Consider the following 24,417-nt stretch of genomic DNA (forward strand, 5'->3'; position numbering starts at 1 on the left):
TTTAGTGGTGGCGTACCGTCATTCCGGCTTTACGCCGGCATCGGCAATCACCTTTTCCCAACGGAGCTTCTCGGCCTCGATGAACTTCGCGCCTTCCGGCCGCGACATCGGCATCGGATAGGTGCCCAGATCCTTGAGCCGATCGACAAATGGTTGCTGCTTCAAGGTCTGATTGACAGCCGAATTGACGCGATCCAGCACTGACACCGGCGTTCCCTTTGGCGCAAAGATCGTGAACCATCCCTTGGCCACCAGCCCGGGCGCGACATCCTTTGCAAGCGGAATGCCTTCCAATCCCGGCAAACTGGCGTCCGACGTCACGGCAAGCGCCTTCAGGCGTCCGCCACGCACCAGAGGCACCAGCGGCGCAATGCCGTCGACGTAGACGGGGATATCGCCCTTGACCACCGCCTGGATCGCCTGCGTCGTTCCGCTGAAACTAACCTGGCGGAACCTGGCCTGATGCAACTGCCCCATCATTTCCGCCGTGAGATGCGGAACAGAGCCACGCGTCGGACTGCCGATCACAACATCGTCCGGCCGCCCTTTGGCGTCCTTGATCACCTCGCCAAGGCTCTTGTACGGAGTGGCCGGTCCCGCCACGAACATCATCGGCGTGTACGCCAGCGTGGCAGCCACTTCCGTATCACGCTGGATATCGAACTTCGCTTCCTTGTACATCACCGGCGTCGTGACGGCCGCCGCTGCGTGAAACAGCACGAGCGTATAGCCATCGGCCGGAGCCTGCTTCAGCGCGCTCATTGCGACGATGCCATTGCCACCGGGCTTGTTCTCGACGATGACCTGTTGCTTCCAGGTATTCGCGAGGCGCTCGGCAACCTGGCGCGCAATGATGTCCGGCGCGCTGCCCGCGATGGATGGCACGAGCAGCCGAACCATCTTGTCGGGGTAGGTGCTGGCTGCGGCCGGAAGCGCCATAGCCAACAGCGTCAATGCGAGAAAGGGGCGTTTCATGTTGTCTCCGCGTCTGGCGTGCCGGCGACCCCATCGTCGCGGCACTTATTTGATACACAATCAAATAAGCATTGTAGTTTTATTGACTGCATCTCAAATAAGGAGATACCACTAGGGACGCGGTACTGCGCGCGATCTACCCCCTCGGGCGCTAAGCGGAACGAACGCTTTTCTTCCTTGCAGGCTTTGCGTCGCGTTGCCAGGCTTCGATGCCGTCAAGGGTGATGCGCAGCCCTTCCTCGAACGCCGTATCAGACGACAGTTGGGAAAACGACTTGCTCACGAAGCGCGCGCCGGGATACTGCTCGGCGGAGACGGAATCCAGCTTCTTCTGTATGAAAGCCTGATGGTATGCCGGTAGCTGGCGTGAGGCTTCCGCCATGCTTGCCGCAACCAGGTACTGGGCGAGCAAGTGGTAGCCCAGCGCGACCTGTTCGGCGGAAAAGCCCCCCTGCATGATGGCCGACGTCATGCGGTTGAAGAACTCCAGGCCGTAATCGGTTTCGCCCGGTTGCACATCCTGGAACAGGCGATACCTGTTGTGCGACGCCACATAGTTGCTGACGCCCGGATTTTCCACAGCGACCTGGAAGCTGAGGCGCGCGATGCGCTCGACATCCGCGCGCCAATCGCCTGTCAGCGGCGGAATGCGCAGCGTGCGCTGGCGATAGTAGTCGTTAAGGACGCCCGAAACCAGTTGATCACGGCCACCCAGGTAGTAGTGAATCAGCCCGGGCGCCACGCCAAAATCCTTGGCAAGCTGGACCATCGAGATCTGGTCCAGCGGCACCGTTTTCGTCAACTGAATCGCATGCTGCAGGATTGTGGTGCGGCTGAGCATCGGCTCGGCACCGATCGGCGATTCTGTCTTTGGCGGACGGCCACGGCGGCGCGGTGCCGCGGTGGTCGTTTGCTGGGGGGCGGCCTTTGAGACGGGCGACTTGCGGGCGGCAGGCATGAGCGTGGGAGGATGGAACCAGCGAAAATTGGTAGTCTGCCAATTCTATCCGCTAATCCCGTTGACGCCATCGTCCGCATCGCGTTATGCCGACGCGGCCACCGGTGCCCCCTCCCCTGGCGCGCCCACGCTGTATCGCCCGAGCGACAGGACGAGCATGGCGGAGATCACGAGCATGCAAGGCAGCACAAACAGCGGGACATCGTAGCTGCCATGCCGGTCAAACCACGCACCCAGGGCAATGGGTCCGATGACCGCGCCCAGACCGTAGCCAGAGAAAGCGATACCGAACAGCGAGCCGAACGACGAAAGCCCAAAATATGACCGCACCAGGTAAGAGATCAGATCCCCCTCGGCGCCGATGGTCAGGCCGATCAGCGTCGCGGCGATCAGGAGCGCCGTGTAATCGTGCGCCCCGCGCAACAGGAATACGCCAATGGCGCCACCAACAAAGAAAACGCTCGCTACCAGCGGTGCATGAATCCGGTCGATCAGCAATCCCGTGAGCAGACGGCCGACCAGTAGTCCGACACCCACCATTGACGCGCTCCGCGCGGCCATGGCCGCATCAAATCCGCGATCTGCGAACAGCGAAGGAAGATGTGGCCCCAACGACAACGTGGCTGCCGAGCTCAACACAAAGACCAGCCAGATCGCCCACAGACGGTAACTGCGCAACGCTGCTGCCAGTGGAATCCCTTGCGGTGCGACTGTCATCGCATGCATTGCGTTGCGCGTGCCAGGGAATCTTTCACGCAGAAGACTGCAAGCTACCAGCGACAGCAGGACCGAGCCGATGCCCAGTCCGACGTAAGCCATACGCCAGCCGAAGCTCGTCACCAGGAACTGCGCGGTGATGGGCAATATCACCGTACCGGCACCGAGGCCGCACATCGCAATCCCCAGGGCAAGACCCAGGCGACGGTCGAACCACTGTGGCAGCACCGCGAGGTACCCCAGCACCGACGTCGCCGCGCCGGACACGCCGACGACGATCGACAGGGCGACCCACATCAGCATGCTGCCATTCTGCAGCGCCATCGCCGCGGTGGCCAGCCCGAAAACGATTGCCGAGCAGCCGATCACCCGTCGAATGCCGAACCTGTCCATCATGGCGCCGACGATCGGGCTGACGATTGCAAGCCCAAACATGGACGCCGCGTACGACAGTGAGGCCTGCGAACGTCCCCAACCGAACTCGTCAGCCAACGGCCTGACGAAGACGCCGGCCGTGGCATTGAACAAGGGCGCGTAACCGGCCAGCATGCCAAGGGCGGCGCCCAGGATCACACTGGCGTAAATCCGGCCCGATACGCGGGGCAATCCCGTGGGGGCGTTGTGCATGGTCTCGTCTCCGTGGTCGGGGCACCGCTTCCGTGAGCGCCCGCCCTATCGTTGTGGGTACGTTTAACGCAAACCGGTCTGGCTGCCCAGGTAGGCACCGGCTCCAGGTGCCATGGCTTCCAGACCGAGCCTGCGCAACATCTGGCGTGCGGTACAGGCTGCCGTGGACGTCACCGGGATGCCCAGCGAGTCCTGCGCGGCCTCGAGCGCCGCGAGCGATGGCATCTGGACACAGGCAGACAGCACCACGGTATCCACACCCCTGGTATCCAGGCGCTTGACGTCCTCCAGCAACTGCAACGGATCCCGCTCGCCGACTTCCAGATTGTCGAGAATCGAGAAATTAATCACGTCCTTGACCTCGATGCCCTCGTGCTCGATGTACTCGACCACGGTCTTGGTCAGGGCATCGCTGTAGGGCGCCATCAGCGCAATCCGGCGTGCCCCGAAATCCTTCAGTTCATCCACCAGCGCTCCCGCCGACGTCATGATCTGCGGACGGTACGGCGCGTCGCCGATGACTGCGCCCAGATCATCGATGACCTGGCGGTGATAGCCGTGACCCATGCACATGGTCGCCACCAGGCACGCCGTGCTCATCACGTCGACGCGGGCGTCCGCCAGTTCGACGGCGCAGCGGCCCATATCCCGGTTCATCCTCTCCAGCTCCTCCGCCACCACGCGATGCATGCGGACGCGGCTGGAGTGGAAGCTGAACTGTTCCGGCCGTACCTGCATGCGAGCGTTGAAGATGGCCGGCACTTCGCGCTCCATCGTGATATTGGAGCTGGGCACGATTTGCCCGATTCGATACTTCGACATTGATGGTTTCCAGAACAGTTCAGAGAGCTGGCGACAGGAAGCGGTTGAGCACTGCGCGCAGCGAAGCGGGGATGGGAGTGCCTTCGCGTCGGTCCAGCCGTACGCAGATCGGCGAGAACATCGCGTCGAAGACCGGTGTCCCATCCGGACGCCGGGCCATGCAGCGAATATCGAACGACCTGGTACGGATGGCTTCGACGCTGCAGCGGATGTCGATTACGTCGTCGGGCCAAAGCGTCCCGATGAATTCGAAACGCATCGCCTTGCATGGCGTTCCCACGCCATGCCCTTCTCCCAGTCTGCCGTTACCGCCGGCCATGTGGGAGGTGTAGAGACCGACAGCCCCTAGCAAGTAATCGGTGAAGCGTCCGGTGTAAACCACTCCCGCCGGGTCACAATCGCCCCAGCGTACCGTTCGCCGTACCACAAACGGGGTCTCACTGATGACGTACTCCGTGGCGCGGATCATGACTGCCCTTGCGCCGCCACCGCCGTGACACCGCTGGCGGCGAGTTCGGCCATCAGGGCCGGAAACTGTGCCCGCAACCGCTCGGCGTCAACCCGGCCCGTACGGGTCATGAAACGGAATACGAACTCGTGCGGCGTGGGAAGCTCCATCCACTCGCGGATGCGCTCGTACCAGTTGTACGAAGCCTCGGAAGCACTGATCAGTTTGGCCTTCTCCGGCTTGCGAACGGCCTCGTATTGCTCCAGGGCCGCGGCGACATTGCCGGGATTGGCCACAATGGCGTCCGCCAGCGCCATCGCGTCCTCCATGGCAATCCGGGTACCCGATCCGATCGAAAAATGGGCGCTGGTCAGCGCATCGCCGATGAGCACCTGGTTCCCGACATGCCAGTTGGCATTCAGAATCACCGGAAACTGCCGCCAGATCGAATTGTTGGATACCAGGCCGTGCCCGCCCAGCTCCGGAGCAAAGACGTTCTCAAACAGTGCCTGGCGCGCTTCGGCACTCATTTCTTCCATGCCAAAGTCGACCCACGTCTGATGATCGCACTCCGCCACGAAGGTGCTCATCGAATCGGAATAAGGATAGTAGTGGGCCACGAAATAGCCGCCTTGGTACTTGCGAAACACCAGCGCGGGGCTGGCGAATGGCTTCGCCACGCCAAACCAGGCGAAGTGGTTGGTCAGCGTGCGGCGGGTCGTGCCAAAGGCGGCCTCATTGGCCGTGCGCACTTGCGAGCCGATGCCGTCCGCCCCCACTACAATGTCGGCGTCCAGCGCATCAAAGTCCGCGATGCGTTGGTTGCAGGTAACCCGTACCCCCAGCTCCTTCGCACGCTCCTGGAGCACCGAGAGCAGGCTGATACGCGGAATCGCACCACCACCCGCGCCGGGCTTCTTCATGACAATCGGATGTTCGTGGCTGATGATCGAATGCTGGTCATTGAATCGCATCACCTTCGCCAGGCGATCCACCACCAAGGGGGAAGCCGAGCGGAGGTTGGACAAACCAGTATCCGCAAGAACCACGCCGAAACCAAAGGTCGCATCCTCCGGATTCTGCTCGAATACATCGATGTCGACCTCGGCCATCCGTTCCTTCAGCAGGATCGAGAGGAACAGGCCCGACGGTCCGCCGCCAATGATTGCGACCTTCATTGCGCGTCTCCCGGAGCGACCACCAGGGCATCCATGTCGAACTGGCGAATCTTGCCGGCCAGCCCGCCCGTCAAGGCGCCGTACCACACCGCTGGCTTGAAGCCGAGTTCCTTGCGCCGGAATTGCAATGCCGGATTGCCATCGATGCGTACATAGCCGTTGCCCAGCGCTGTGGTCTTGTAGCCTTCCGTCTTGCGCGCCACATCGATCAACGGCGCAAACTCGGGCACATCCAGCACATACACCGACGCCTTTTTGCCATCAGGCACGGCCTGCTCGATCCGTTCGGCCTTGCGCTGCCAGACAGGTTCGATGGAGCCGAAGGCCGCGCCCTTGTCGCGAGCGCGTTCGAGTTCAATGGCGGAGTCGATGGTGAAAGCAGCGTCCTGCCTGTCGGCGCTGCTGAACGGGCGGACCTGCCATGTGATCTCGATCGGATAGCCGTTCGGATCGTTGAAGTAGATCGATTCGATGACTTCGTGGCGGATCTGATAGCGCAAGGGAATGCCAACCGCCTCGACCCGCTGGCGCCACTGCAGCAATTCCGCCTCGTCGCGCACTCGCCATGCGGTGTGCGTGGCGCGGTCCTGGTAGTGCTCGCGGACGGTCAGCCAGTCGGGACGTTCCGTACCGATGTAATAGAAGAACGCGATGGTGCTGCCGTTGCCGCTATCGAAAAAGAAGTGCAGGAAGTCGGCATGGTTGTCGGGACCCCAGCCTTTTGCGGAAATCGCGTGTACCAGAGGCAGGCCAAGCAGGTCGCGGTAGAAGTGCACGGTCTCTGCAAGCTTCCAGGTCGGCCGGGCCGTGTGATGAACGCCGTGCAGTTCAACAACGGGGGCGTTCGCTTGCGCGCCTTGGGTGGATTGGTTCATGTCTCGTCCTTCTTCACTTCGCTTGTTCAACGGTGTTCTTGTCTGCTTCCGCGCGCAGCATCTGGACGATGCGGTCACGCAGCAGCACCTTGCTGAGCTTGCCCGATGCGGTCAGTGGAAACTCGGGAATGATCTCCAGCCGCTCGGGCCATTTGAACTTCGCCAGGCCGGCCTGCTGCAGGTATTGGGTCAGTTCGAGCAATGTCAGGCCCGCTGCGGCCAGCGTCGGCTTCAACATTACGAACGCACATACCCGTTCGCCGTACACCTTGTCCGGCATGCCAACGACAGCCGAGGCCATGACCGCAGGATGCAGGTTGATGACGTTCTCGAGCTCTTCGGCGTTGATCTTCTCCCCGCCGCGATCGACCACATCCTTGATGCGACCACGGAAGAAGTAATAGCGCTTGCCGTTCACCACCTGCGACGACATGAGGTCGCCCGATCGGTAGAAGCCGTCAGAGGTAAAGCGCGTGACGTCCTCCTGCTCTGACTTGTAGTAGCCACGGATCGTGTAGGGACCGCGGAACAGGGCCTCGCCAGTCTCGCCTTCGGCCACATCGTCTTCCGTACCCGGATGGACGATGCGAACCTCATCTGCGTCAGACACCGGATAACCAACCGACTCCTCACGGATTTGCGCCGGATCGTCCGGGCGCGTGAACATGATCACGCCTTCGGTCATGCCGAAAATGTGATGCGTGGGCGAGCCCGTGAGGCGTGTCAGGTTGGCCCCGTTCTTCGGGGCAATGAACGTGCGCCGCGCCTTGTCCGTCGCCGTGCCGCGAACCAACTCCGGCGCAATGCGGTTCAGGATCGGCCCGGCCACGCCGAACCAGGTCGGTTCATAGTCGCGGACCAGGGACTGCAACGTGTCTTCGCCGATATCCGGCGCCACCGTCACCTTGGCGCCGCAAAGCAGAAACGGCCCGAAGAAGCAGCCCATGTTGAGGTTATGCATGTACGGCGTGGGGAAGAACAGCACGTCGTCCGGGCCGTAACCGTTACATGCGGCCACCGCACGCATGTTGTACAGATATTCGTTCTGGAAGCGCGGAATGATCTTGGGCACGCCCGTGGTGCCGCCCGATAACTGGAACACGGCCGCCTGGAACGGCTCGTGCCTGACCTCTGACAGGATCTGCTGCGCACGCCCCAGCGACATGTCGCGAATCAGGTCAGCCAGCAGGACGGCACGGCCCCGGCGCTCGCCGCGAGCCTGCAGGATGAACTGCAGGCTTGGCACTTCGGCCTGCATCTCTTCCGCAAAGGCCACGTCATCGAACTTCGGATCATCGCCTTGCACGAAATGCAGACGGGCCTCGCAGAGGTTGCCGAGGTAGCCAACTTCGAGCTTGCGGAATGCCTGAAGCGAGCACAGAGGAATGATGCCGGCCTTCAGGCAACCGAGGAACGCGAACAGCAACTCGTTGCTGTTGCCACATTGAAAGATGGCCCGGTCCAGCGGCTTGAGACCCAGGGCGAGCAAGGCGGCACCCAGCCGGTCCGTCTGTTGATCCAGCTCTCCGTAAGTGAATTCACCCTCGGGACCTACCAGCGCCAGACGGTCATGATGTTCTAGAAACGATTGGCGCAGGGCTCCGACCAGCGTCTCGGCCGTGAGGTAGCCCTCGCCCACATATCGGCGAAGACGATCTTCATCGGGGTAGCGCACGCCTTCCAGCAAGATGGACGGGCGCACATGGGTGGGTTGCAGCATGTTTTGTCTACCTCTATGTATATTTGTGGTCCAGCGTAGTGCGCTCAGACCATCGTTTCGCGCAGCCATTCGACGATGTGCCGGCCGGCAACTTGCTGCCCGGGCTCTTCTTCGCGGCTCAGTGCCATGCCGTGGTGATTGCCGCGCACGCGGATGTGGCGCTTGTGCTGCGCCGGAATCTGATCGTAGATGGCGCGGATATCGGCGGGAAAGGTGCACTGGTCGCCGGTGTATTCAAGCAGCAGCGTCGGCTGATGCAGCGCGCCAATGGTCTTGTCCAGTGACGCATTCGACGACAGCCCGGACCATGTGGAAAGCCAGGACTCCGGCGTGACGACACGTCCAAAGCCCACGCTGCCCCAGTTGGACACGAACGGGTCCTTGCCCCAGAGCGAACCGGTCTTCCGGTCAGACGGGTCCAGGGAGATGTCCCAGGAACGCAGATCGGCATCGGTACGCCAGACTTCGAAAACCGGCGCGTGGGCGGCCAGGCGTCGGTCGGCATCGGTGCTCGAACCGGACTTCACCTGTCGACGCGCTTCGAGCTTGGCACTCAGCATGGCCTTCGCCCGGGCGTCGATGCGGGCCACACGGTCGACCTGCGCGGCGCGGTATCGTTCGATGAACGCCGGTGCATAGGTTGCCTTCCCCGTTTCGACATCGAAGCCATTGCCCCTGGAGAAAGGGTCAAGCGCGGGGTCTGTCTGCAGCGGGTCGTCTTCATCCGTGACCGACGGGTCGATGCCGCTCATCAACAGCTTTCCCTGACCTGGATGGGGCGATACCAGGATGAAAGCGTCCACCTCCGGCATATGCAGCTCGCCCAGATTGGTCGGGCGGCCGCCCGGCGTGCGGGCGATGCGCATTTCGCGTGGCGTCAGCGACTGCAGGTTGTAGAACGTGTACAACCCGGCGCCACCCGAGTTTCCGAGCAGCACGATCTTTTCATAGCCGAGCTCGCGCAGATGCGTCATGCCGGCAGCAACGTCGAACAGCGCGATCTCATGCTCCAGGCGCAGGTCGTTGCCGATGGACCGTGGACCCTGCACCCAGCAGGCGCATCCGGCATCGAGCACAAATGGCACGAGGTAATGGGTAATGGCCATCTCGCGCGGGTGCATCAGGGAGACTACCGTCTTCTCCTTGCCCGTCACGCTGAACAGAAAGCCGAGCGTACGCTGTCCGTCGGCCGTGCCAAGCGCATACGGCACCATCTGATACGGGCGATCCATCAAGCGGGAGTCCCATGATGCACCCCGCATCCCTGCCGTCACCTGCGGCTTGTCTTGTTCAGTCACTGTGCCTCCTTCGTAAATGCCACCGTCTCAATAATCTAGTCATTATTTGATATGCTGTCAAATAATTCCGTATGTCCGAGGGGACTGCCCAGAACGTGAAACAGAGTGTGCCGCGAAGGCGGCACACTGCCAGACGCTACGTAGCCGGCAGGTCTGGCAACAACGATCAGAAGTTGTGCCGAAGGCCGACCACGGCGCCGAACTGATTCGCGCCTGGCACCACGGAGCCATCGTACCCATTTGCAGCCAAGGCGGAACCTCCCTTGTTCAGGGTGTATGAGGCCGTCAGATAGGCATCCGTGCGTTTTGAGAACCGATAGTCAGCCGACATGACGATCGACATGGGATCCTTGGCCGAGGTCCGGTCATTGGTCTTGTAGACCGCGCCAGTCAAAGCGAACGCCTGACCGAAGTTGTAGGTCGCGCCGGTCCAGTACAGGTCAGTGCGCGACATCGACGCCAGCAACTGGCTGACGAGTCGGCGGTAGCCGAAATAGGCAGTCACGGGACCGAAGTCTCCCGCGATGGCCGCTACATAGCGTCGCTCAGTCGCGCTGGCCGTGGCCACCGATCGCCCGTTCAACTGGTCATAGACGGCGCCGAAACGTATGTTGCCCATGCCATAGGAGAAGCCGGCGCTCATCTCACGGCCCACACGACTGTTGCCAGGGACCTCGCTGCCGTTTGCGATCGTCGAGTCAACGCCAAAACTGTATAGCGCCGATGCCGTCAACCCGCCGAACTTGCCGGTGTATTTGACGGCGTTATCCGTTCGTCCGGCGAGCCAGGAATCGTGTGAGAACGACGAGTACTTCGGCGCGAAGTACATCGGGTCGAACGGAATAATGAGATCGAACGTCAGGTTGTGATGGCGTCCCATGGAGACCTGACCATATGGCGTGTCGAGGCCGACGTAGGCACGGCGCCCGAACAGCCTTCCGCCCTGAGCGGCCATGCCGGAATCGAGCACCATGCCGCCTTCGAGCAGGAATACCCCCTTCAGTCCGCTGCCCAGATCTTCCACGCCCCGCAAGCCCCAGCGGCTGCCGGCGATGTTGCCCGAGGTCATGCGCACCAGGCTTGAACCTTGCCTGGCGGGATCCGGTACATGGTTCAGATATTCGATACCCGCATCCGCAACGCCGTACAGCGTGACAGATGACTGGGCGTGCGCGGTCGCACCGGTGGCCAGGAGCACACCGGCGATGGCCAGGCTTCGTGTCATTTCTCCTCCGTAATTTGTCTTCGATCGCGGCCATCAACGGCCTGCGATGTGCTGTCTTTTGCGGGCCGCCATGGGGGCATGCGCACCGCATAAATTGACACCAGCACAATTAAATTACGTTGTTTTTGACACCCAGTCAAATAATGGTTTTCCCGAGCCGACCTGAACCAGGGCTACCGGCCCGAGCGACAAAGCGGCGTGAGCACGCGCTAGAACATTGCCGCAGGCGCTGTCGCTTCTTCAGGCATCGTTTGTGCCCTGGGCTTGGTGTTCGCTGCGCTCGTGCTCGCCACCGCCCTCACCTCCGCCACCTCCCCCTCATGCGTATGGTCCACCACCGCCACCTTGGCCAGTTGCAGCGACCGCACGCGCTGCCCGGGCAGGCCGAAGCTGCGCGCCAGTTCATCGATGCGCAGCGCAGGCAGCGGCTTGCGCCGGTCCAGGCCGGCGAAGCGATACTGGTTGTAGAGCGCCCATGACAGCAGCACGATGCCGTTGAACAGCCCCACCAGCACGTAGACCGTCAGCGTGCCCATGGTAGGCAGCAGCGCGGCCCAGAACGGCACGCCGGGGCCGGCGGACGCTTCCTGCAGGATGGCGCGGATGCCGCTCGCGCCCAGGTAGAAGAAGCCGACCCAGGCCAGCGCCGAGAGCACGGCGTCGAACAGCCAGCGCAGGCGCGAGCCGCGGGTACGGATGATCATGGTTTCGGGTTTCATCACGACCTCGTGGTGTGGATGCCCCGGTCGGGGCTGGTCCAGCGCGCGCGCTGGCGCCGGGTCTTGAGCATGACCTTGGGAAAGGCCAGCAGCGTGGTCAGCATGCCCACCATCCAGTACGCCAGCGGATACCAGATGATCCAGTACAGCGTGCGCGCCAGGCGCGGCTCGTAGCGGCGGTCGATCAGCACGCTCAACCCGAACTGCAGCAGGCACACCGCGGCCAGCACCATGCCGGTAAAGCCCGGCGGCATCAGCTTCTGGATGCGGATATTGGGCGGCAGCTCGATGAAATGCCCCAGCGCCCACAGCAGGATCGACATGGCGAAGGCAAAGGCCCAGCCCGCCGACAGGCAGTACTCCGCCATCAGCGGCCACAGCCGGCGGTGGCGCCAGATCCAGATCGACCGGACGTTCTTCATGAACACCTCGGCGCCGCCCTGGGCCCAGCGCAGGCGCTGCTTGAGCAGGCCGCGCACGGTCTCGGGCATCAGGATCCAGCACAGCGCGCGCGGCTCGTAGAAGATCGACCAGTGGTCGCGCTGCAGCTTCCAGCTGATGTCGATGTCCTCGGTGATCATGTCCAGGCTCCAATAGCCCACGCGGTCCAGCGCGCGGCGCCGGAACGCCGCGACCACGCCCGAGACGGTGAAGACCTGGCCGTAGACGCGCTGGGTGCGCTTGATCAGGCCGATGATCGACGAGAACTCCCCTACCTGGATCCGCCCCACCAGCGTCGAGCGGGTGCGGATGCGCGGATTGCCCGTGACCGCGCCGACGCGCGGATTGGCCACCATCGGCGCGACCAGGTACGCGGCCGCGTCGGGGTCCAGCGCGGCATCGCCGTCGATGCAGACCAGGTATTCGCCGCGCGCGGCCAGCGCGCCCATGCGCAGCGCCATGGCCTTGCCCTGGTTGTGCGCCAGGTGCACCACGCGCAGGCGGGGATGGCGCGCCGCCAGTGCGTCCAGCAAGGCGCCGGTGCCGTCGCGCGAGCCGTCGTTGATGGCGATCACCTCGAAGTCGGGATAGCGCTGGGCCAGCGCCGCCAGCAGGGTTTCCTCGCCATTCTTTTCCTCGTTGTAGCACGGCACCAGGATCGAAATGAACGGCTCGCCGGGCACCGCGGGCGCCTCGCGTTCGGCGGCCCAGCGCCACTGGCGCTCCCAGTGCCACCAGAAGTACAGGCCGCCGGCGATCCACAGGCCGGACATGAACAGCGGATAGAAGAACACAAAGGCCAGCAGCAGGTCACCGGTGGCAAGGGCGGCCAGCGCGAACGGCAGCGCCAGCGCAAGGCACAGGATGACCAGGGCAAACAGTCGTTCGATCATGGTGCGGGGTACCAGGCGTTGGACAGCGCCGGCCGGATCAGCTCGAGCCGGGGCTGGTTGTTGTGGAAGTCGTCCGGGTAGTAGCCGAAACTGCGCGCGCCACGGCGCTGCAGGCGCTGCATCCAGCCGGCCAGCACCGCGCTGTCGACCGGACGGGCCGCGGGACCACGCCAGTCGCGCGCCTGCAACTCGAACACGGTGCGCCGCAGCGCGCCCGGGCGCTGCGCGATGGTGTCGACCATGCGGTCGAGCCATGCGTTCTCCTGGCCGGCGGGCACCTGTTCCATGTACGGCATCGCCATTGGCGCGGTCCAGTCGTAGGCGGCGAGGAAGTCGTCCAGGTTCTGCGCGAACCATGCCTCGCTCTCCGGCTGCAGCACCGGCAGCGCGAAGATGTTGCGCGCCGTCTTGATGGCCGGCCCGCGCACCTCGCGCACGCGCGCGGTCAGCTCGTGGGTAAAGTCCACCAGCGCCCGGCTCTTCATGCGGGTCCAGCGCTGCATCTGTTCGGGGCTGGCGCGCAGTTCGGCGATCGAACCAGGCAGGCCCGCGGCGCGATACGCGGCCAGCGCCGGCGCGCTGGCATCCTCGAAGTCGCCCAGCAAGGCGTCGTCGTGGAACAGGATGCCGTCGAAGAAGGCATGGCGCGCCAGGTCTTCATAGAGGTCGCCGATGCGCGCCCGGGCCTGCGGATCGAACGGCGACAGGCGCCGGTACTGCTTCGGGTCGACCGCCGCGGTGCCGGTGGCGGAGTCCCAGCGCGCCACGCGCGCCAGCGACGGGTCGAGGTCGAAGCTCAGCACCGGCATCCACGCATACACCTTGACGTTGGCGCGGTTGTCGAGCTGCCAGGCCACCCGGTTGAACAGGTCGGCGCGCACCGGCAGCCAGCGATTGGGGAAGTACACCGACCTGACCAGTCCGTCGCCGTCGTCGTCGGAGAACGCCTGCAGGAACACGGTGTCGATCTTCAGGTCGGCGATGCGCTGCACCAGCAGGCCCAGGTTGCGTTCGACCTGGGCGGGATCGGGGTCATAGACATAGTCCAGGTCCACGTGCGCGACGCGCATGCCGTTGGGCTCTTCCATCGCGACCACCGAGCGGGCGAAGCCGCGCAGGCCGGGATCGTCGCTGAGCAGCAGGCGCGCGCCCGACATCATGCGGTCCACCGTGGCCAGCCCGTCTTCCAGCGTCAGCGCCATCTGGTAGCCGTTCTCGGCGACGACGCGCAGCGCCGCGCCGCCCTCGGCACCGTACGGCCAGATCCACACGCGCACCGGCTTGCCGGTCACGGCGCGCACCTTGGCGGTGATGCGGGCCACGTCGGCACGCAAGCGCGCCTGCTGCGCGGCATCGCTTTCATAGCGGCCGGTGCCGGCATCGAAGACGCGCACCGCCGCGGCCGGCTCGGTGTTGCCCTGCGGGTTGGCGCGCACGCCGTAGTGCAAGGCATCGGTATGCGCGCCGATTTCCACCAGGCCCGACGCGGCGATCTCGCGCACCTGCTGCCAGTCGAGCAGGCGCTCGCGCGCCGTCGGCGTGCCGCCGAAATCCACCGGCTGCCCCGGCGGGGTATCGAGCCAGCTGCCTACCGGCGCCAGCACGGCCGGCCAGCGGTAGGCCTTCAGGATCGGCAGCACGCGCGTGTAGAAGCTGCGGTAGCCGTCGTCGAAGGTCAGCAGCACCGCGCGCTCGGGCAGCGGCGGCCCGCCGCGGCGCGCCGCCAGCACCTGGTCGACCGAGACCGCGCGGTAGCCGTTCTCGCGCAGCCAGGCCAGCTGGCCGACCAGGTGGTCGGTGCGCACGCTCAGGTAGGCCTGGTCGGGGTCCTTGTCTTCGACGTCGTGATAGGCCAGCACCACCACATGGTTGCGCGGCCACGGCTGCTCGGCGGCCGCGGCCGGGCGCTGGGCGGGCGGCGTGAACACCGGGATGTCCTTGGCGCAGGCGGCCAGCAGGCACGCGGCCAGCGCCAGCCAGAGCAGGCGGCAGGCGCGCCGCAGGGTTGCGTTCATGGCTTGCATTCCTGTTCAGAAGCGGTAGGTCATGTCAAAGACGATGCGCAGCTCGCGCTCGCGCTGGCCGTCGTAAGGGCGGCTGGTGCCGGTAACGGTGGCGCCGACCTCGAACACGTCGTTGGTGCGCAAGCGCTGGCCGTAGCCCACCAGCAGGATCGCGCCGGTGCCGAAGCCGCGCTGGCTGTAGGCGCCGGTGCCGGCCAGGAACTGCTGTTCCCAGACGGTCTGGTAGCGCCGGTACAGCATGTGCGTCAGGCGCACCGACGGCAGCACGGTCAGGTCCGAGCGCGGGTTGTAGTACGGCGTGTCGGCGCGGCTATTGCGCGATGCCCACAGGTCGACCAGCAGGTCGGCCTTCAGGTGCGGCGCGGTATAGAAGCGCTGCACGCCGGACACGCCCGCTTCGAGCCGGTCGTTGCCGTCGCTGAAGCGCGACGGCGCCACGGTCAGCATCCATTCGCTGGCCTCGCTGCGGCGCCAGCGCGCGTAGGCCTGCACGGTGTCGGCATAGATGCCGTGCTTGAGCGCCTGCAGCGGCGTGCCGGTCGAGCGCAGCGCCGCCGACGCGCCCACGCGCCAGCGGTCGTCGATGTCATAGTCCGCGGCGATGCGCCCGCCCTGGCGTGCGCCCTGGCCATAGCCGTGCAGCGACAGCTCGCCCTCGACGGTCAGGTCGCGCACGCGCCATTGCGCGCCGGCGCGCGCCCAGCGGTAATCGACGCGGCCCTCGTCGAAGCGGCCGGTGGCATAGCCGATGCCGCCGAAGGCGCGCCAGTCGTAGTTGACCGGCGGCGTGTACAGCACCGCTTCGATGCCGAAGTTGCCGTTACCGACCACGGCGCTGTCGTTGGCCAGCCCGCGGTAGCCCTCGATGCGCAGCTCGGCCTTGTTGTGGACCTGCCACTCGCGGTCGAGGCGCCGCGCGGTGAGGTCTTCGGGGAAGCGCGCCAGGGTGTCGTCGCGCAGCAGCTCGGCCTGGCGCCATTCCTGCAGATCCAGCGCGGCGTGACCCTGCTGCACCTCCACCGGCAGGCTGCGCGGGGTCAGGGTCTCGGCCAGCTTCAGCTCGCCCTCGGCCGCGCGCGGCCAGCCGCGGGCGCGGTAGACGTCCGCCACCGCGGCGCGCAGGCCGGAATGGCCGGGTGCCTTGCGCACCAGGTCTTCCAGCCTCTGCTGCGCCGATTCAGTGGCGTCGGCCTGCAGGTCGGCGCGGGTGGCGGTCTGCTCCGCCTGCAGCCACAGGTCGTTGGGCTGGCGCATCGGCTGGCCGCGCACCCAGCGCCAGCGCGGCTGCTCGGTGCTGGCCTGCGCCACGGCCTGCGCGGCGGGATCGAAGGCCTCGGCCTCGGCGTGGGCGTAGTAGAGGCCGGTCTGGGCCTTGAGCCGGGTTTCGGCATCCAGGCCCCGCGGGTAAGCGTCGCGCACCTGGCGAAACAGCGGCGCGGCCTGCTCCGGCTGGCGCAGGTACAGGTAGGCGGCGGCGACATCTCCCAATGCATAGGCCGGGACCTCGACGCCCTCGGCGCGCAGCGCCTCGTATTCGTTCACCACGTCCTGCATCCGGACCCGCGCGTGCAGCGCGGCGAGGCGGTCGATGCGCGCGCGGCGCAGTTGCGGCGCGGCCGGCGGCGCCAGCGCCTGCAGGGCGGGCAGCAATGCGTCATAGCGTGCCAGCGCGCGATCGGCAATGGCAAAGCGCTCGGCCTCGGTGCGCGCCGGCATGTCAGCCAGGCGCACCAGCTCGGCCGCGGCATCGAGCTCCAGCGCCAGGCGCGCGCGCTGGTCGAACAGTGCCGGGTGCTCGCCTGCGACGCGCAGCGCCGCCTCCGGCAGTCCCGCGCGCTGCAGCGTGCCGACATATTCGCGCACGACATCGGCGCGCTGCGGCGCGCGCAGGTACGCTTGATCCGCCTCGAACAAGGCGGCGTACGGCTCGCCGGCGCGCGTCTGCGCGTAGGCCAGTGCCAGGCGGATGTCGACGGCGACGGGATCGCGCTGCACCAGCGCCTGCCCCAGCGCCACCGCCTCGGCGGCCTGGCCGCTGTCGGCCAGCACCTTCACCTCGCCCAGTGCGAACACCGCTTGTGCAGGGAAGCGCTGCCGGCCTTCGCGATAGCGCGCCAGCGCCTCGTCCCAGCGTCGCTCGTCGCGCAAGGCGCCGGACACGGACGCCAGCACCTCCGGCGGCAAGGCGCGCGTTTCGTCGAGGTTGCCATAGGCTTCCAGCACTTCGCCCGGCCGTCCCGCCCAGCTGGCGATGACGATGCGGTCCCACGCGGCCCGCTGGTCCGACGGTGCGCGCTCGCGCAGCATTGCCAGCGCGGGCGCATAGTCGCCGGCGCGGGCGCGCAGGATCAGTGCGTCATAGTCGGAACTCGCGTGCGCGAGTGCCGGCAGCCAGCACATTGCCGCCAGCCCCGCGGTCAGTCCGGTACCCAGCGCGGCCCGAGCGCGCCGACGCCTCCCCTGCCGCCGCAGCGCCCCGTCGCGGGCACGCTCACGGCGCTTCATCAGTGAATCCATGGGATCCGCAGCCTGTCTCTGTGTTGCCCAAGCTGGCGCCGCGCACCGATGACACAGGCGCGCGCGGGCTTGAGCTCCGTTATCGGCTTATCGCATGGCGGCACGAGGACACGGAACCCGATCGGGCCTGGCCGGGTGCGAAAACCGGCAGAACAGGCCTACGGGATCCGGCGCGGCACCGAGGAACTGCGCCGGATGGCCATTCGCAGCGGGAATGGCGTCGTGCAACCGCAGGGGCCGATAAATCGGGCTGCGTTGCCGCTAATGCGAAGGCGATTGTAAGGAGAGTGCGGCGGACAGATTGTTAATTTTCGCAAACGAATTGGTGATTGCATGAATTATCTCAATCACTAATTCGTTTATGTCGCGCACGAAATATCCGGATGCGGTTGCGCGATACGGAGCCTGGCGGGCCTGCAATGCAGCCCGCATCCCCAGAGCAGGCAAGGCTTTCACGGGAATTTGCACACGCCGCTTGCGCTATCCAGATTCAACAGCTTTCCGCCGATCGCAGACAATAAATCAATGCGTCGATGGACATCGCTCTAGCAATAATTGATTATGATTTTAATGTCATAACCCAAACAGGCCAAATGGCGTTTATCCCCCGATCAGGGGATGGAATGGGATTTTTGCCTAATGAATTTCGGGAATTGGCGCCGGGAGGACGGTGCCTGAAATATCTGGGGGACTGACTTCGTGGAGGCGCCGGCCCTCTCCCTCGCCCCTCTCCTGCAGGCGGGAGAGGTGTGAAAAAAAACATGCTCTCAGGCGGGCAGGCGCAGTGTCGCCTGCAGGCCGCCGCCCTCGCGATTGGCCAGTTGCAGCGTGCCGCCCAGCGCCTGCGTCAGCTGCAGCGCGATTGCCAGCCCCAGGCCGGTGCCGCCGGTGCCGCGGTTGCGCGAGGTTTCGACGCGGTAGTACGGCTGCATCACGCGCTCCAGTTCCGCCTCCGGAATGCCCGGGCCGCGGTCCTGCACGGCGATCTGCAGCCAGCCATCGTCCTGCCGTGCCACCGCCAGCGTGACCTCCGCGCCGAACTTCAGCGCGTTGTCGATCAGGTTGGTCAGGATGCGCCGCAGCGCCTGCGGGCGTGTCAGCAGCGGCGCGCCCGCCTGGCCTTCGATGGCGATGGTGTGGCCGGCGTCGAGGTAGTCGCCGGCCAGGCTGTCGAGCAGCGCATCGGGATCGATGCGGGCCGGGGTCTCGGTGCCGCCCTGCAGGGTGCGCGCATAGGCCACGCCTTCGCGCACCAGGTGCTCCATCTCGCGCAGGTCGTGGTAGAGCTTCTGCTGCGTGGGCGAGTCTTCCATCAGGTCCACGCGCAGCCGCATGCGCGTGATCGGCGTCTGCAGGTCGTGCGAGATCGCGGCCAGGATCTGCATGCGCTCATCCAGGTAGCCGGCAATGCGGGCCTGCATGGCGTTGAAGGCGGCGGCGGCGTGGGCCACCTCGGTCGGCCCGGTTTCGGGCACGCGCTGCGCCTTCAGGTCCGGCCCCAGGTTCTCGGCGGCGCTGGCCAGCTGGCTGAGCGGACGCGTGACCACGCGCACCGCCAGCCAGGCACAGGCCACCAGCAGCGCCAGCTGCGCCGCCAGCATCGCCAGCAGCCACGGCGAGACCAGCGAGCGTTTGGGCCGCACGTCGATCGTCAGCGGGCTGCCGTCATGCAGCCGCAGGTGTACCTGGAAACCGCCGCCCGGCTGGGCGCTGGCCGAGACCGGATAGCGGCCCTGCAGCGCCTCGGCAATGGTGTCGACGGCCTTGCGCGCCAGCGGCGCGCGCGGCGGCTCGCCCGGCGTGCCGGCATCGAGGCGGTAGCTGTAGTTGTCGCGCCGCACCCGCTCCAGCCAGGGCGCGCGCTGGTCCGCCGGCAGCATGTCGAGCATCGCCACCGAGCTGGCCACGTCGCGCTCGAGGTTGCCCAGCATCAGCCGGTCGGCGGCGCTCTTGCGCTCCATCATCACCAGGCTGTACGACAGGCTCTGCGCCAGCACCAGCCCCACCAGCAGGATCACCATCAGCCGCGCGAACAGCGTTCGCGGCCATGCCAGCCCCTTGCGCGCGTGCCCGTTCATGCGCGCTCCTGACGGATTTCGACGGCAGCGCTGAAGACATAGCCGCCGTTGCGCACGGTCTTGATGTAGCGCGGCTCGCGCGCATCGTCGCGCAGGCGCTGGCGCAGGCGGCTTACCAGCAGGTCGATCGAGCGCTCGAACAGTTCGGCGTCGCGGCCCTGGGTCAGGTTGAGCAGCTGGTCGCGCGTCAGCACCCGCTGCGGGTGGTCGACGAAGACGCGCAGCAGCCGGTATTCCGCGCCGCTGAGCGCGACGATCACGTCCTGCTCGTCGATCAGGTGGCGCGCGTTGGTGTCCAGCCGCCACGGGCCGAACGCCAGCACGCTGGCGGCCTCGGTGACCTGCAGGTTGGGTGGCAGCATGCGCGTGCGCCGCAGCACCGAGCGGATCCGCGCCAGCAGTTCGCGCGCGGCGAAGGGCTTGACCAGGTAGTCGTCGGCGCCCATCTCCAGCCCCAGGATGCGGTCGGCCTCCTCGTTGCGCGCGGTCAGCATCAGCACCGGCAGGTTGCGCCGCTCGCCCGCGCGCAGGTCGCGGCACAGCGCCAGCCCGTCTTCGCCGGGCAGCATCAGGTCCAGCACCACCAGGTCGACCGAGCCCTTGTCCAGCGCCGCGCGCATCTCGCGCCCGTTGGCGGCCAGGGACACGCGCATGCCGCTGCGCTCGAGGTAGGCGGCAACCAGTTCGCGGATTTCGCGGTCGTCGTCGACGATAAGGATATGGTCCTGCGGGGTCATGGCGGGTCCCGGAATCGAAGAAGGAGAAAAAGAAAAAGCGGTGCGGCCGGCGCTGCCAGGGATGGCAGTCGCCTGGCCCGGTGCCGCCATTATGCGGCGCTGGCGGCGCGCTTTGTATCGCTGTGTATCCGGGCCGGGTCCGGACAAGAAACATTGCACAGCGGGCCGGATGCGGAAACAACGCGGATACGCCGGGACGGTGCAATGCAGCCATACCAATCCGGGAGTCCACCGCCATGATCGATGCCTACCTTGCCTTTGCCGCCGGCGTGCTGACGATTGCGTCGCCGTGCGTGCTGCCCGTGCTGCCCATGCTGCTGGGCGCTTCGCTGGGCGAAACCAGCCGCCTGCGCCCGCTCGCGATCTCGCTGGGTTTCGTCTCCGCCTTTTCCGCGCTGGGCATCGTCTTCGGCGCGCTCACCAGCGCCTTCAGCGACGCCCCGGGCGTGGTGCGCAACGTCGCCATCGCGATCCTGTTCGCCGCAGGCCTGGCACGGCTGTGGCCGGCCGGCTTCGGCCGCCTCACGGCACCGTTCGCCGCGCCATTCGCCGCGCTCACCGACCGCGCCGCCGGCGCCGGCAACCGGGCCGGGAATGGCCTGGCCGGCGGTTTCGTACTGGGCATGACGCTGGGCGCGGTATGGACCCCGTGCGCGGGCCCGGTGCTGGCCTCGATCCTGGCGCTGGTGGCCAAGGCGCAGGACCTGCACCGCGCCGCCGGCCTGCTCGCCCTGTTTGCCGCCGGCGCCGCGGTGCCGATGCTGGGCATCGCCTACGGCGGCCAGTTCGCCACCACCCATGTGCGCCGGCTGGCGCGCCATACGCCGCGGCTGCAGCAGGCCTTCGGCGTGCTGGTGGTGGCCACCGCCATCGCCATGTACTTCCAGTACGACACCCTCGCCGTCGCCTGGCTGACCTCGCTTTTCCCCGCCACCCAACCTGGAGCCTGAACCATGTCCCGCATCCTTCGCACCCTGTTTGCCGCAGCCGCCTTTGCCGCCGCCCCCCTGGCGATCCAGCCCGCCGCCGCAGCGCCCGCCGCGCCCGCCAATTACGGCACGGCGCCCGAGTTCGCCGGTATCGGCAAGTGGCTGAATTCCGAACCGCTGACCCTTGCCGGCCTGCGCGGCAAGGTGGTGCTGGTCGACTTCTGGACCTACAGCTGCATCAACTGCATCAACACCCTGCCCCATGTGCGCAAGTGGTACGACAAATACCGCGACCAGGGCCTGGTCGTGGTGGGCGTGCACACGCCGGAGTATGCGTTCGAGCGCTCCGCCAGCAACGTCCAGGCCGCGCTCAAGCGCTTCGACATCCGCTACCCGGTAGCGCAGGACAACGCCTATGCCACCTGGAACGCCTGGCGCAACCAGTACTGGCCCGCGCTGTACCTGGTCGACGCCAACGGCAACGTGGTCTACAAGCACTTCGGCGAAGGCCAGTATGCCGAAACCGAGGCGGCGATCCAGAAGGCGCTGGCGCAGCGCCGCTGAGCCCGGGAAGCCGCCATGCAGGCGGCTTCCGGGGCATCCGCCTTGTCTTCCAGCGCATGGGAGTTGATACAAATTGTATGCAATCTTTGTATCACGGTTCGCTGATCCCTGTTATTCTTGCACGCCTGTTGAGGCGGGATGCAGATCCTGCCCGCCTCGCTCGCGGAGCTGCCGCACCTGGCCCGCGAGCGTGCACGAGGGCGCCGGGTTCCCCGCCCGGCGCCAGAAGAACAAGACAGCCCGGAACATCCGGGCAGACGACAGGAGACTCGAATGGCGCCCTTGCTGTTCCAGGTGGAAGACCGTCCCCCACGGTTGACGACGTTCTTGCTGGCGCTCCAGCATCTGCTGGCCGCGCTGGGCGGCATCATTGCGGTGCCGCTGGTGATCGGCGGCGCGCTGCGCCTGCCCTCCGACCAGGTGGTGGCGCTGGTCAATGCCGCGCTGCTGGGCTCGGGCATCGTCACCATCATCCAGTGCAAGGGCGTGGGCCCGGTCGGCATCCGCATGCCGTGCGTGATGGGAACCAGCTTTGCCTTTGTCGGCGCGGCCATCAGCGTAGGCGTCGAGCACGGCGTGGCCGGCATCCTGGGTTCGGCGCTGGCGGGCTCGCTGGTGATGATCCTGGGCAGCTTCTTCATGCCGGCGATCCGCAAGCTGTTCCCGCATACCGTCACCAGTGTGGTCGTCACCATGATCGGCCTGTCGCTGATCCCGGTGGCGATCGACTGGGCCGCCGGCGGCCAGGGCAGCAGCCGCTACGGCGCCCCCGGCAACCTGGCGATTGCCGTCGCCGTGCTGGCGCTGGTGGTGGCGGTGGTGCAATGGGGCAAGGGCATGCTGTCGGCCTCGGCCATCGTGGTCGGCATTGCCGGCGGCTACCTGCTGTGCCTGGCGCTGGGCCTGATCGACTTCACCCAGTTCCACCAGGCGCCGGTGTTCGCGGTGCCGCAGCCTCTGCACTTCGGGATGTCGTTCCCGATCTCCGGCATCGTCGCCATGTCGATCGCCTTCCTGGTCACCATCGTCGAATCGACCGGCACCTTCATGGCGCTGGGCTCGGCCACGCAGCGGCCGGTGTCGGGCAAATGCCTGTCGCGCGGCATCCTGTGCGACGGCTTTGGCTCGGCCTTCGCGGCGCTGGTTTGCAGCCCGCCGCTGTCCACCTTTGCCCAGAACGTCGGCGTGGTGTCGCTGACCGGCGTGGCCAGCCGCCATGTGGTGGCGCTGACCGGCGTGATGCTGCTGCTGGCCGGGCTGTTCCCGGTGCTGGGCGCGCTGGTGGTGACGATTCCGCAGCCGGTGCTTGGCGGCGCCGGCCTGATGATGTTCGCGATGATCGTTTCCGGCGGCATCCAGATGCTCAGCACGGTAAAGTTCACGCAGCGCAATACGCTGATTGTCGCGGTGTCGATCGGCTGCGGCCTGGCCGTGACCTTCCGTCCGGAACTGCTGGCCAAGCTGCCCGCCTTTGTCCACGAGGTGTTCGGCTCCGGCATCACGGTGGGCTCGCTGTCCGCGGTGTTCCTGAACCTGCTGCTGCCCGGCGGCAAGGAAGCCGCCGCCGACGAAGCCGGCCACGGTACGGTCGGCGAGGCCGCCTGAACCCCGATACTCCACACGCCGGCTGCGCTAGCGCGCGCCGGCGGCCATGGCTGGCTTCAGCAACAGGTAGGGATTGATCGCCCCGCCCGCGGTGTAGATGCCGTAGTGCAGGTGCGGCGGGGTGCCCCGCGCATTGCCGGTGGTGCCGACATACCCCAGCACGGTGCCGGCGGCGATGATGTCGCCGGCACGCACGCCGGCATACCGGTCCAGATGGGCGTAGTAGTGCATCTGCCGCCCCGGCCCCATCACCCACACCACGTTTCCCCCCAGCTGGTTGGTGCCTACGCGCGTGACAATGCCTTCGGTGGCCGACACCACTTCCCGGCCACGCGGCGCGAAGATGTCGATGCCTTCATGCTTGCGCCCGCCGGAACGCGCGCCGTGCCAGGTGTCCCGCAGCGCCCCTGGGGCAACCCCGGTGACCGGCATCGGCAGCGTCGCCGGCGCGGGCCGGGCGGACAGCCGGGCCGCGTAGATGGCGCGCTCCAGCGGCGGCTGCAGCCACGGCCAGGCCAGCCAGCCCAGGCCGATCCACAGCGCCAGCCACGCCAGCCGGCGCACCAACGCGAGCACAGGGGGAAGGAGATGCGAGGCGGCCATATGCCTTCGACGGCGGCCTGGCATGCAAATTCCCGGCCCTCGCCCCCTTTATGAGCCGTACGCACCACTTCCGGCCGCCGTGCTGGCCGAACCATCGGCGCCGTGGCCGGTCATAACTGGACCGTTTTTCATTGCAACAGGAGAACCCATGGACTGTCCGGTGTGCCCGCAAACCCAACTCGTGATGTCCGAACGCCAGGGCATCGAGATCGATTACTGCCCGAAGTGCCGCGGCGTCTGGCTGGACCGGGGCGAGCTCGACAAGATCCTGGAACGCTCGGCAGCGGCCGCCCCGCAGCAGGCTCCGATGCAGCAACCGCCACAGCAGCAGGCCCCCATGCACAGCGCGCCGCCACCGCAGGGCTACCAGCGCGGCTACGGTGATCGTGACCGCGACCGCCACTACGAGCGCGAGCAGAAGCATTATCGGAAGAAGAGCATCTGGCACGAGCTGTTCGACTAAG

Annotated in this window: 22 protein-coding genes; 4 read left to right on the top strand and 18 right to left on the bottom strand. The window is 66.2% G+C overall.

Annotated elements, in window-relative coordinates:
- Positions 1-18: 18 nt before the first annotated feature.
- The 17 genes from AC3FMM_RS18965 to AC3FMM_RS19045 form a co-directional block, all read right to left on the bottom strand.
- Positions 19-975: a Bug family tripartite tricarboxylate transporter substrate binding protein gene (locus AC3FMM_RS18965; protein WP_488687277.1), complete on the bottom strand. Its 957-nt coding sequence runs from the start codon at positions 973-975 to the stop codon at positions 19-21.
- Positions 976-1,126: 151 nt separating this feature from the next.
- A complete protein-coding gene (locus AC3FMM_RS18970; protein ID WP_326347454.1) occupies positions 1,127-1,933 on the bottom strand; it encodes a TetR/AcrR family transcriptional regulator in 807 nt (268 codons plus the stop codon).
- An 84-nt stretch (positions 1,934-2,017) separates the two neighbouring features.
- A complete protein-coding gene (locus AC3FMM_RS18975) occupies positions 2,018-3,277 on the bottom strand; it encodes an MFS transporter (RefSeq protein WP_414248796.1) in 1,260 nt (419 codons plus the stop codon).
- 63 nt (positions 3,278-3,340) lie between these two features.
- Positions 3,341-4,099: a maleate cis-trans isomerase family protein gene (locus AC3FMM_RS18980; protein ID WP_326347456.1), complete on the bottom strand. Its 759-nt coding sequence runs from the start codon at positions 4,097-4,099 to the stop codon at positions 3,341-3,343.
- Between the two features lie 19 nt (positions 4,100-4,118).
- Entirely contained in the window at positions 4,119-4,568 is a 450-nt protein-coding gene (locus AC3FMM_RS18985) for an acyl-CoA thioesterase (RefSeq protein WP_115713220.1), read from the bottom strand.
- Positions 4,565-5,725: an FAD-dependent monooxygenase gene (locus AC3FMM_RS18990; protein ID WP_488687278.1), complete on the bottom strand. Its 1,161-nt coding sequence runs from the start codon at positions 5,723-5,725 to the stop codon at positions 4,565-4,567. The genes AC3FMM_RS18985 and AC3FMM_RS18990 overlap by 4 nt, the downstream gene beginning before the upstream one ends.
- On the bottom strand, positions 5,722-6,600 hold the full coding sequence (locus AC3FMM_RS18995) for a VOC family protein (protein WP_115700682.1): 879 nt from the start codon (positions 6,598-6,600) through the stop codon (positions 5,722-5,724). Before AC3FMM_RS18995 ends, AC3FMM_RS18990 begins: the two co-directional genes overlap by 4 nt.
- Before the next feature lie 13 nt (positions 6,601-6,613).
- Entirely contained in the window at positions 6,614-8,320 is a 1,707-nt protein-coding gene (locus tag AC3FMM_RS19000) for an AMP-binding protein (protein ID WP_326347458.1), read from the bottom strand.
- Between the two features lie 44 nt (positions 8,321-8,364).
- Positions 8,365-9,552: an alpha/beta hydrolase gene (locus tag AC3FMM_RS19005; RefSeq protein ID WP_488687345.1), complete on the bottom strand. Its 1,188-nt coding sequence runs from the start codon at positions 9,550-9,552 to the stop codon at positions 8,365-8,367.
- Between the two features lie 232 nt (positions 9,553-9,784).
- On the bottom strand, positions 9,785-10,843 hold the full coding sequence (locus AC3FMM_RS19010) for a porin (RefSeq protein WP_326347460.1): 1,059 nt from the start codon (positions 10,841-10,843) through the stop codon (positions 9,785-9,787).
- A 209-nt stretch (positions 10,844-11,052) separates the two neighbouring features.
- Entirely contained in the window at positions 11,053-11,562 is a 510-nt protein-coding gene (gene pgaD, locus AC3FMM_RS19015) for a poly-beta-1,6-N-acetyl-D-glucosamine biosynthesis protein PgaD (protein ID WP_488687279.1), read from the bottom strand.
- Positions 11,562-12,896, bottom strand: a complete 1,335-nt coding sequence (gene pgaC / locus AC3FMM_RS19020; protein WP_116314456.1) for a poly-beta-1,6-N-acetyl-D-glucosamine synthase — start codon at positions 12,894-12,896, stop codon at positions 11,562-11,564. The genes pgaD and pgaC overlap by 1 nt, the downstream gene beginning before the upstream one ends.
- Complete coding sequence (pgaB, locus tag AC3FMM_RS19025) at positions 12,893-14,911, bottom strand: poly-beta-1,6-N-acetyl-D-glucosamine N-deacetylase PgaB (RefSeq protein WP_488687280.1); 2,019 nt, start codon at positions 14,909-14,911, stop codon at positions 12,893-12,895. Before pgaB ends, pgaC begins: the two co-directional genes overlap by 4 nt.
- A gap of 15 nt (positions 14,912-14,926) precedes the next feature.
- Positions 14,927-17,425 (bottom strand): poly-beta-1,6 N-acetyl-D-glucosamine export porin PgaA, encoded by a 2,499-nt coding sequence (gene pgaA / locus AC3FMM_RS19030; RefSeq protein WP_488687281.1) that lies wholly within the window; start codon positions 17,423-17,425, stop codon positions 14,927-14,929.
- Between the two features lie 273 nt (positions 17,426-17,698).
- Entirely contained in the window at positions 17,699-17,893 is a 195-nt protein-coding gene (locus AC3FMM_RS19035; protein WP_488687282.1) for a hypothetical protein, read from the bottom strand.
- A gap of 311 nt (positions 17,894-18,204) precedes the next feature.
- Positions 18,205-19,515 (bottom strand): sensor histidine kinase, encoded by a 1,311-nt coding sequence (locus AC3FMM_RS19040; protein ID WP_488687283.1) that lies wholly within the window; start codon positions 19,513-19,515, stop codon positions 18,205-18,207.
- Positions 19,512-20,252 (bottom strand): response regulator, encoded by a 741-nt coding sequence (locus tag AC3FMM_RS19045; RefSeq protein ID WP_018007320.1) that lies wholly within the window; start codon positions 20,250-20,252, stop codon positions 19,512-19,514. Before AC3FMM_RS19045 ends, AC3FMM_RS19040 begins: the two co-directional genes overlap by 4 nt.
- A 236-nt stretch (positions 20,253-20,488) precedes the next feature.
- Between AC3FMM_RS19045 and AC3FMM_RS19050 the strand changes: the two genes are divergently transcribed.
- The 3 genes from AC3FMM_RS19050 to AC3FMM_RS19060 all read left to right on the top strand — a co-directional run bounded on the left by AC3FMM_RS19050 (position 20,489) and on the right by AC3FMM_RS19060 (position 23,350).
- The gene (locus AC3FMM_RS19050; RefSeq protein ID WP_488687284.1) at positions 20,489-21,202 is read left to right on the top strand and encodes a cytochrome c biogenesis CcdA family protein; all 714 of its coding nucleotides are present in this window, start codon (positions 20,489-20,491) and stop codon (positions 21,200-21,202) included.
- 3 nt (positions 21,203-21,205) lie between these two features.
- A complete protein-coding gene (locus AC3FMM_RS19055) occupies positions 21,206-21,745 on the top strand; it encodes a thioredoxin family protein (protein ID WP_488687285.1) in 540 nt (179 codons plus the stop codon).
- A gap of 273 nt (positions 21,746-22,018) precedes the next feature.
- Positions 22,019-23,350, top strand: coding sequence for a nucleobase:cation symporter-2 family protein (locus tag AC3FMM_RS19060; RefSeq protein ID WP_115700708.1), 1,332 nt, complete (start codon positions 22,019-22,021; stop codon positions 23,348-23,350).
- A gap of 27 nt (positions 23,351-23,377) precedes the next feature.
- On the opposite strand, the gene AC3FMM_RS19065 is transcribed toward AC3FMM_RS19060, so the two are convergent.
- The gene (locus AC3FMM_RS19065; RefSeq protein ID WP_414248791.1) at positions 23,378-23,953 is read right to left on the bottom strand and encodes a M23 family metallopeptidase; all 576 of its coding nucleotides are present in this window, start codon (positions 23,951-23,953) and stop codon (positions 23,378-23,380) included.
- Positions 23,954-24,101: 148 nt separating this feature from the next.
- Between AC3FMM_RS19065 and AC3FMM_RS19070 the strand changes: the two genes are divergently transcribed.
- Positions 24,102-24,416, top strand: a complete 315-nt coding sequence (locus AC3FMM_RS19070; RefSeq protein ID WP_115700712.1) for a TFIIB-type zinc ribbon-containing protein — start codon at positions 24,102-24,104, stop codon at positions 24,414-24,416.
- Position 24,417 lies beyond the last annotated feature (1 nt).

The sequence above is a fragment of the Cupriavidus sp. 207A1 genome (genome assembly GCF_057798955.1).

Excerpts from the sequence above, each read along its gene's own strand:
- pgaA (WP_488687281.1), bottom strand. The coding sequence starts at position 17,425 with ATGAAGCGCCGTGAGCGTGCCCGCGACGGGGCGCTGCGGCGGCAGGGG.
- AC3FMM_RS19005 (WP_488687345.1), bottom strand. The coding sequence starts at position 9,552 with ATGGATCGCCCGTATCAGATGGTGCCGTATGCGCTTGGCACGGCCGAC.
- AC3FMM_RS18965 (WP_488687277.1), bottom strand. The coding sequence starts at position 975 with ATGAAACGCCCCTTTCTCGCATTGACGCTGTTGGCTATGGCGCTTCCG.
- AC3FMM_RS18975 (WP_414248796.1), bottom strand. The coding sequence starts at position 3,277 with ATGCACAACGCCCCCACGGGATTGCCCCGCGTATCGGGCCGGATTTAC.
- AC3FMM_RS19000 (WP_326347458.1), bottom strand. The coding sequence starts at position 8,320 with ATGCTGCAACCCACCCATGTGCGCCCGTCCATCTTGCTGGAAGGCGTG.
- AC3FMM_RS19065 (WP_414248791.1), bottom strand. The coding sequence starts at position 23,953 with ATGGCCGCCTCGCATCTCCTTCCCCCTGTGCTCGCGTTGGTGCGCCGG.
- AC3FMM_RS19055 (WP_488687285.1), top strand. The coding sequence starts at position 21,206 with ATGTCCCGCATCCTTCGCACCCTGTTTGCCGCAGCCGCCTTTGCCGCC.
- AC3FMM_RS19070 (WP_115700712.1), top strand. The coding sequence starts at position 24,102 with ATGGACTGTCCGGTGTGCCCGCAAACCCAACTCGTGATGTCCGAACGC.
- AC3FMM_RS19045 (WP_018007320.1), bottom strand. The coding sequence starts at position 20,252 with ATGACCCCGCAGGACCATATCCTTATCGTCGACGACGACCGCGAAATC.
- pgaC (WP_116314456.1), bottom strand. The coding sequence starts at position 12,896 with ATGATCGAACGACTGTTTGCCCTGGTCATCCTGTGCCTTGCGCTGGCG.
- AC3FMM_RS18985 (WP_115713220.1), bottom strand. The coding sequence starts at position 4,568 with ATGATCCGCGCCACGGAGTACGTCATCAGTGAGACCCCGTTTGTGGTA.
- AC3FMM_RS19040 (WP_488687283.1), bottom strand. The coding sequence starts at position 19,515 with ATGAACGGGCACGCGCGCAAGGGGCTGGCATGGCCGCGAACGCTGTTC.
- pgaB (WP_488687280.1), bottom strand. The coding sequence starts at position 14,911 with ATGAACGCAACCCTGCGGCGCGCCTGCCGCCTGCTCTGGCTGGCGCTG.
- AC3FMM_RS18980 (WP_326347456.1), bottom strand. The coding sequence starts at position 4,099 with ATGTCGAAGTATCGAATCGGGCAAATCGTGCCCAGCTCCAATATCACG.
- AC3FMM_RS19060 (WP_115700708.1), top strand. The coding sequence starts at position 22,019 with ATGGCGCCCTTGCTGTTCCAGGTGGAAGACCGTCCCCCACGGTTGACG.
- AC3FMM_RS19010 (WP_326347460.1), bottom strand. The coding sequence starts at position 10,843 with ATGACACGAAGCCTGGCCATCGCCGGTGTGCTCCTGGCCACCGGTGCG.
- AC3FMM_RS19050 (WP_488687284.1), top strand. The coding sequence starts at position 20,489 with ATGATCGATGCCTACCTTGCCTTTGCCGCCGGCGTGCTGACGATTGCG.
- pgaD (WP_488687279.1), bottom strand. The coding sequence starts at position 11,562 with ATGAAACCCGAAACCATGATCATCCGTACCCGCGGCTCGCGCCTGCGC.
- AC3FMM_RS18990 (WP_488687278.1), bottom strand. The coding sequence starts at position 5,725 with ATGAAGGTCGCAATCATTGGCGGCGGACCGTCGGGCCTGTTCCTCTCG.
- AC3FMM_RS18995 (WP_115700682.1), bottom strand. The coding sequence starts at position 6,600 with ATGAACCAATCCACCCAAGGCGCGCAAGCGAACGCCCCCGTTGTTGAA.
- AC3FMM_RS18970 (WP_326347454.1), bottom strand. The coding sequence starts at position 1,933 with ATGCCTGCCGCCCGCAAGTCGCCCGTCTCAAAGGCCGCCCCCCAGCAA.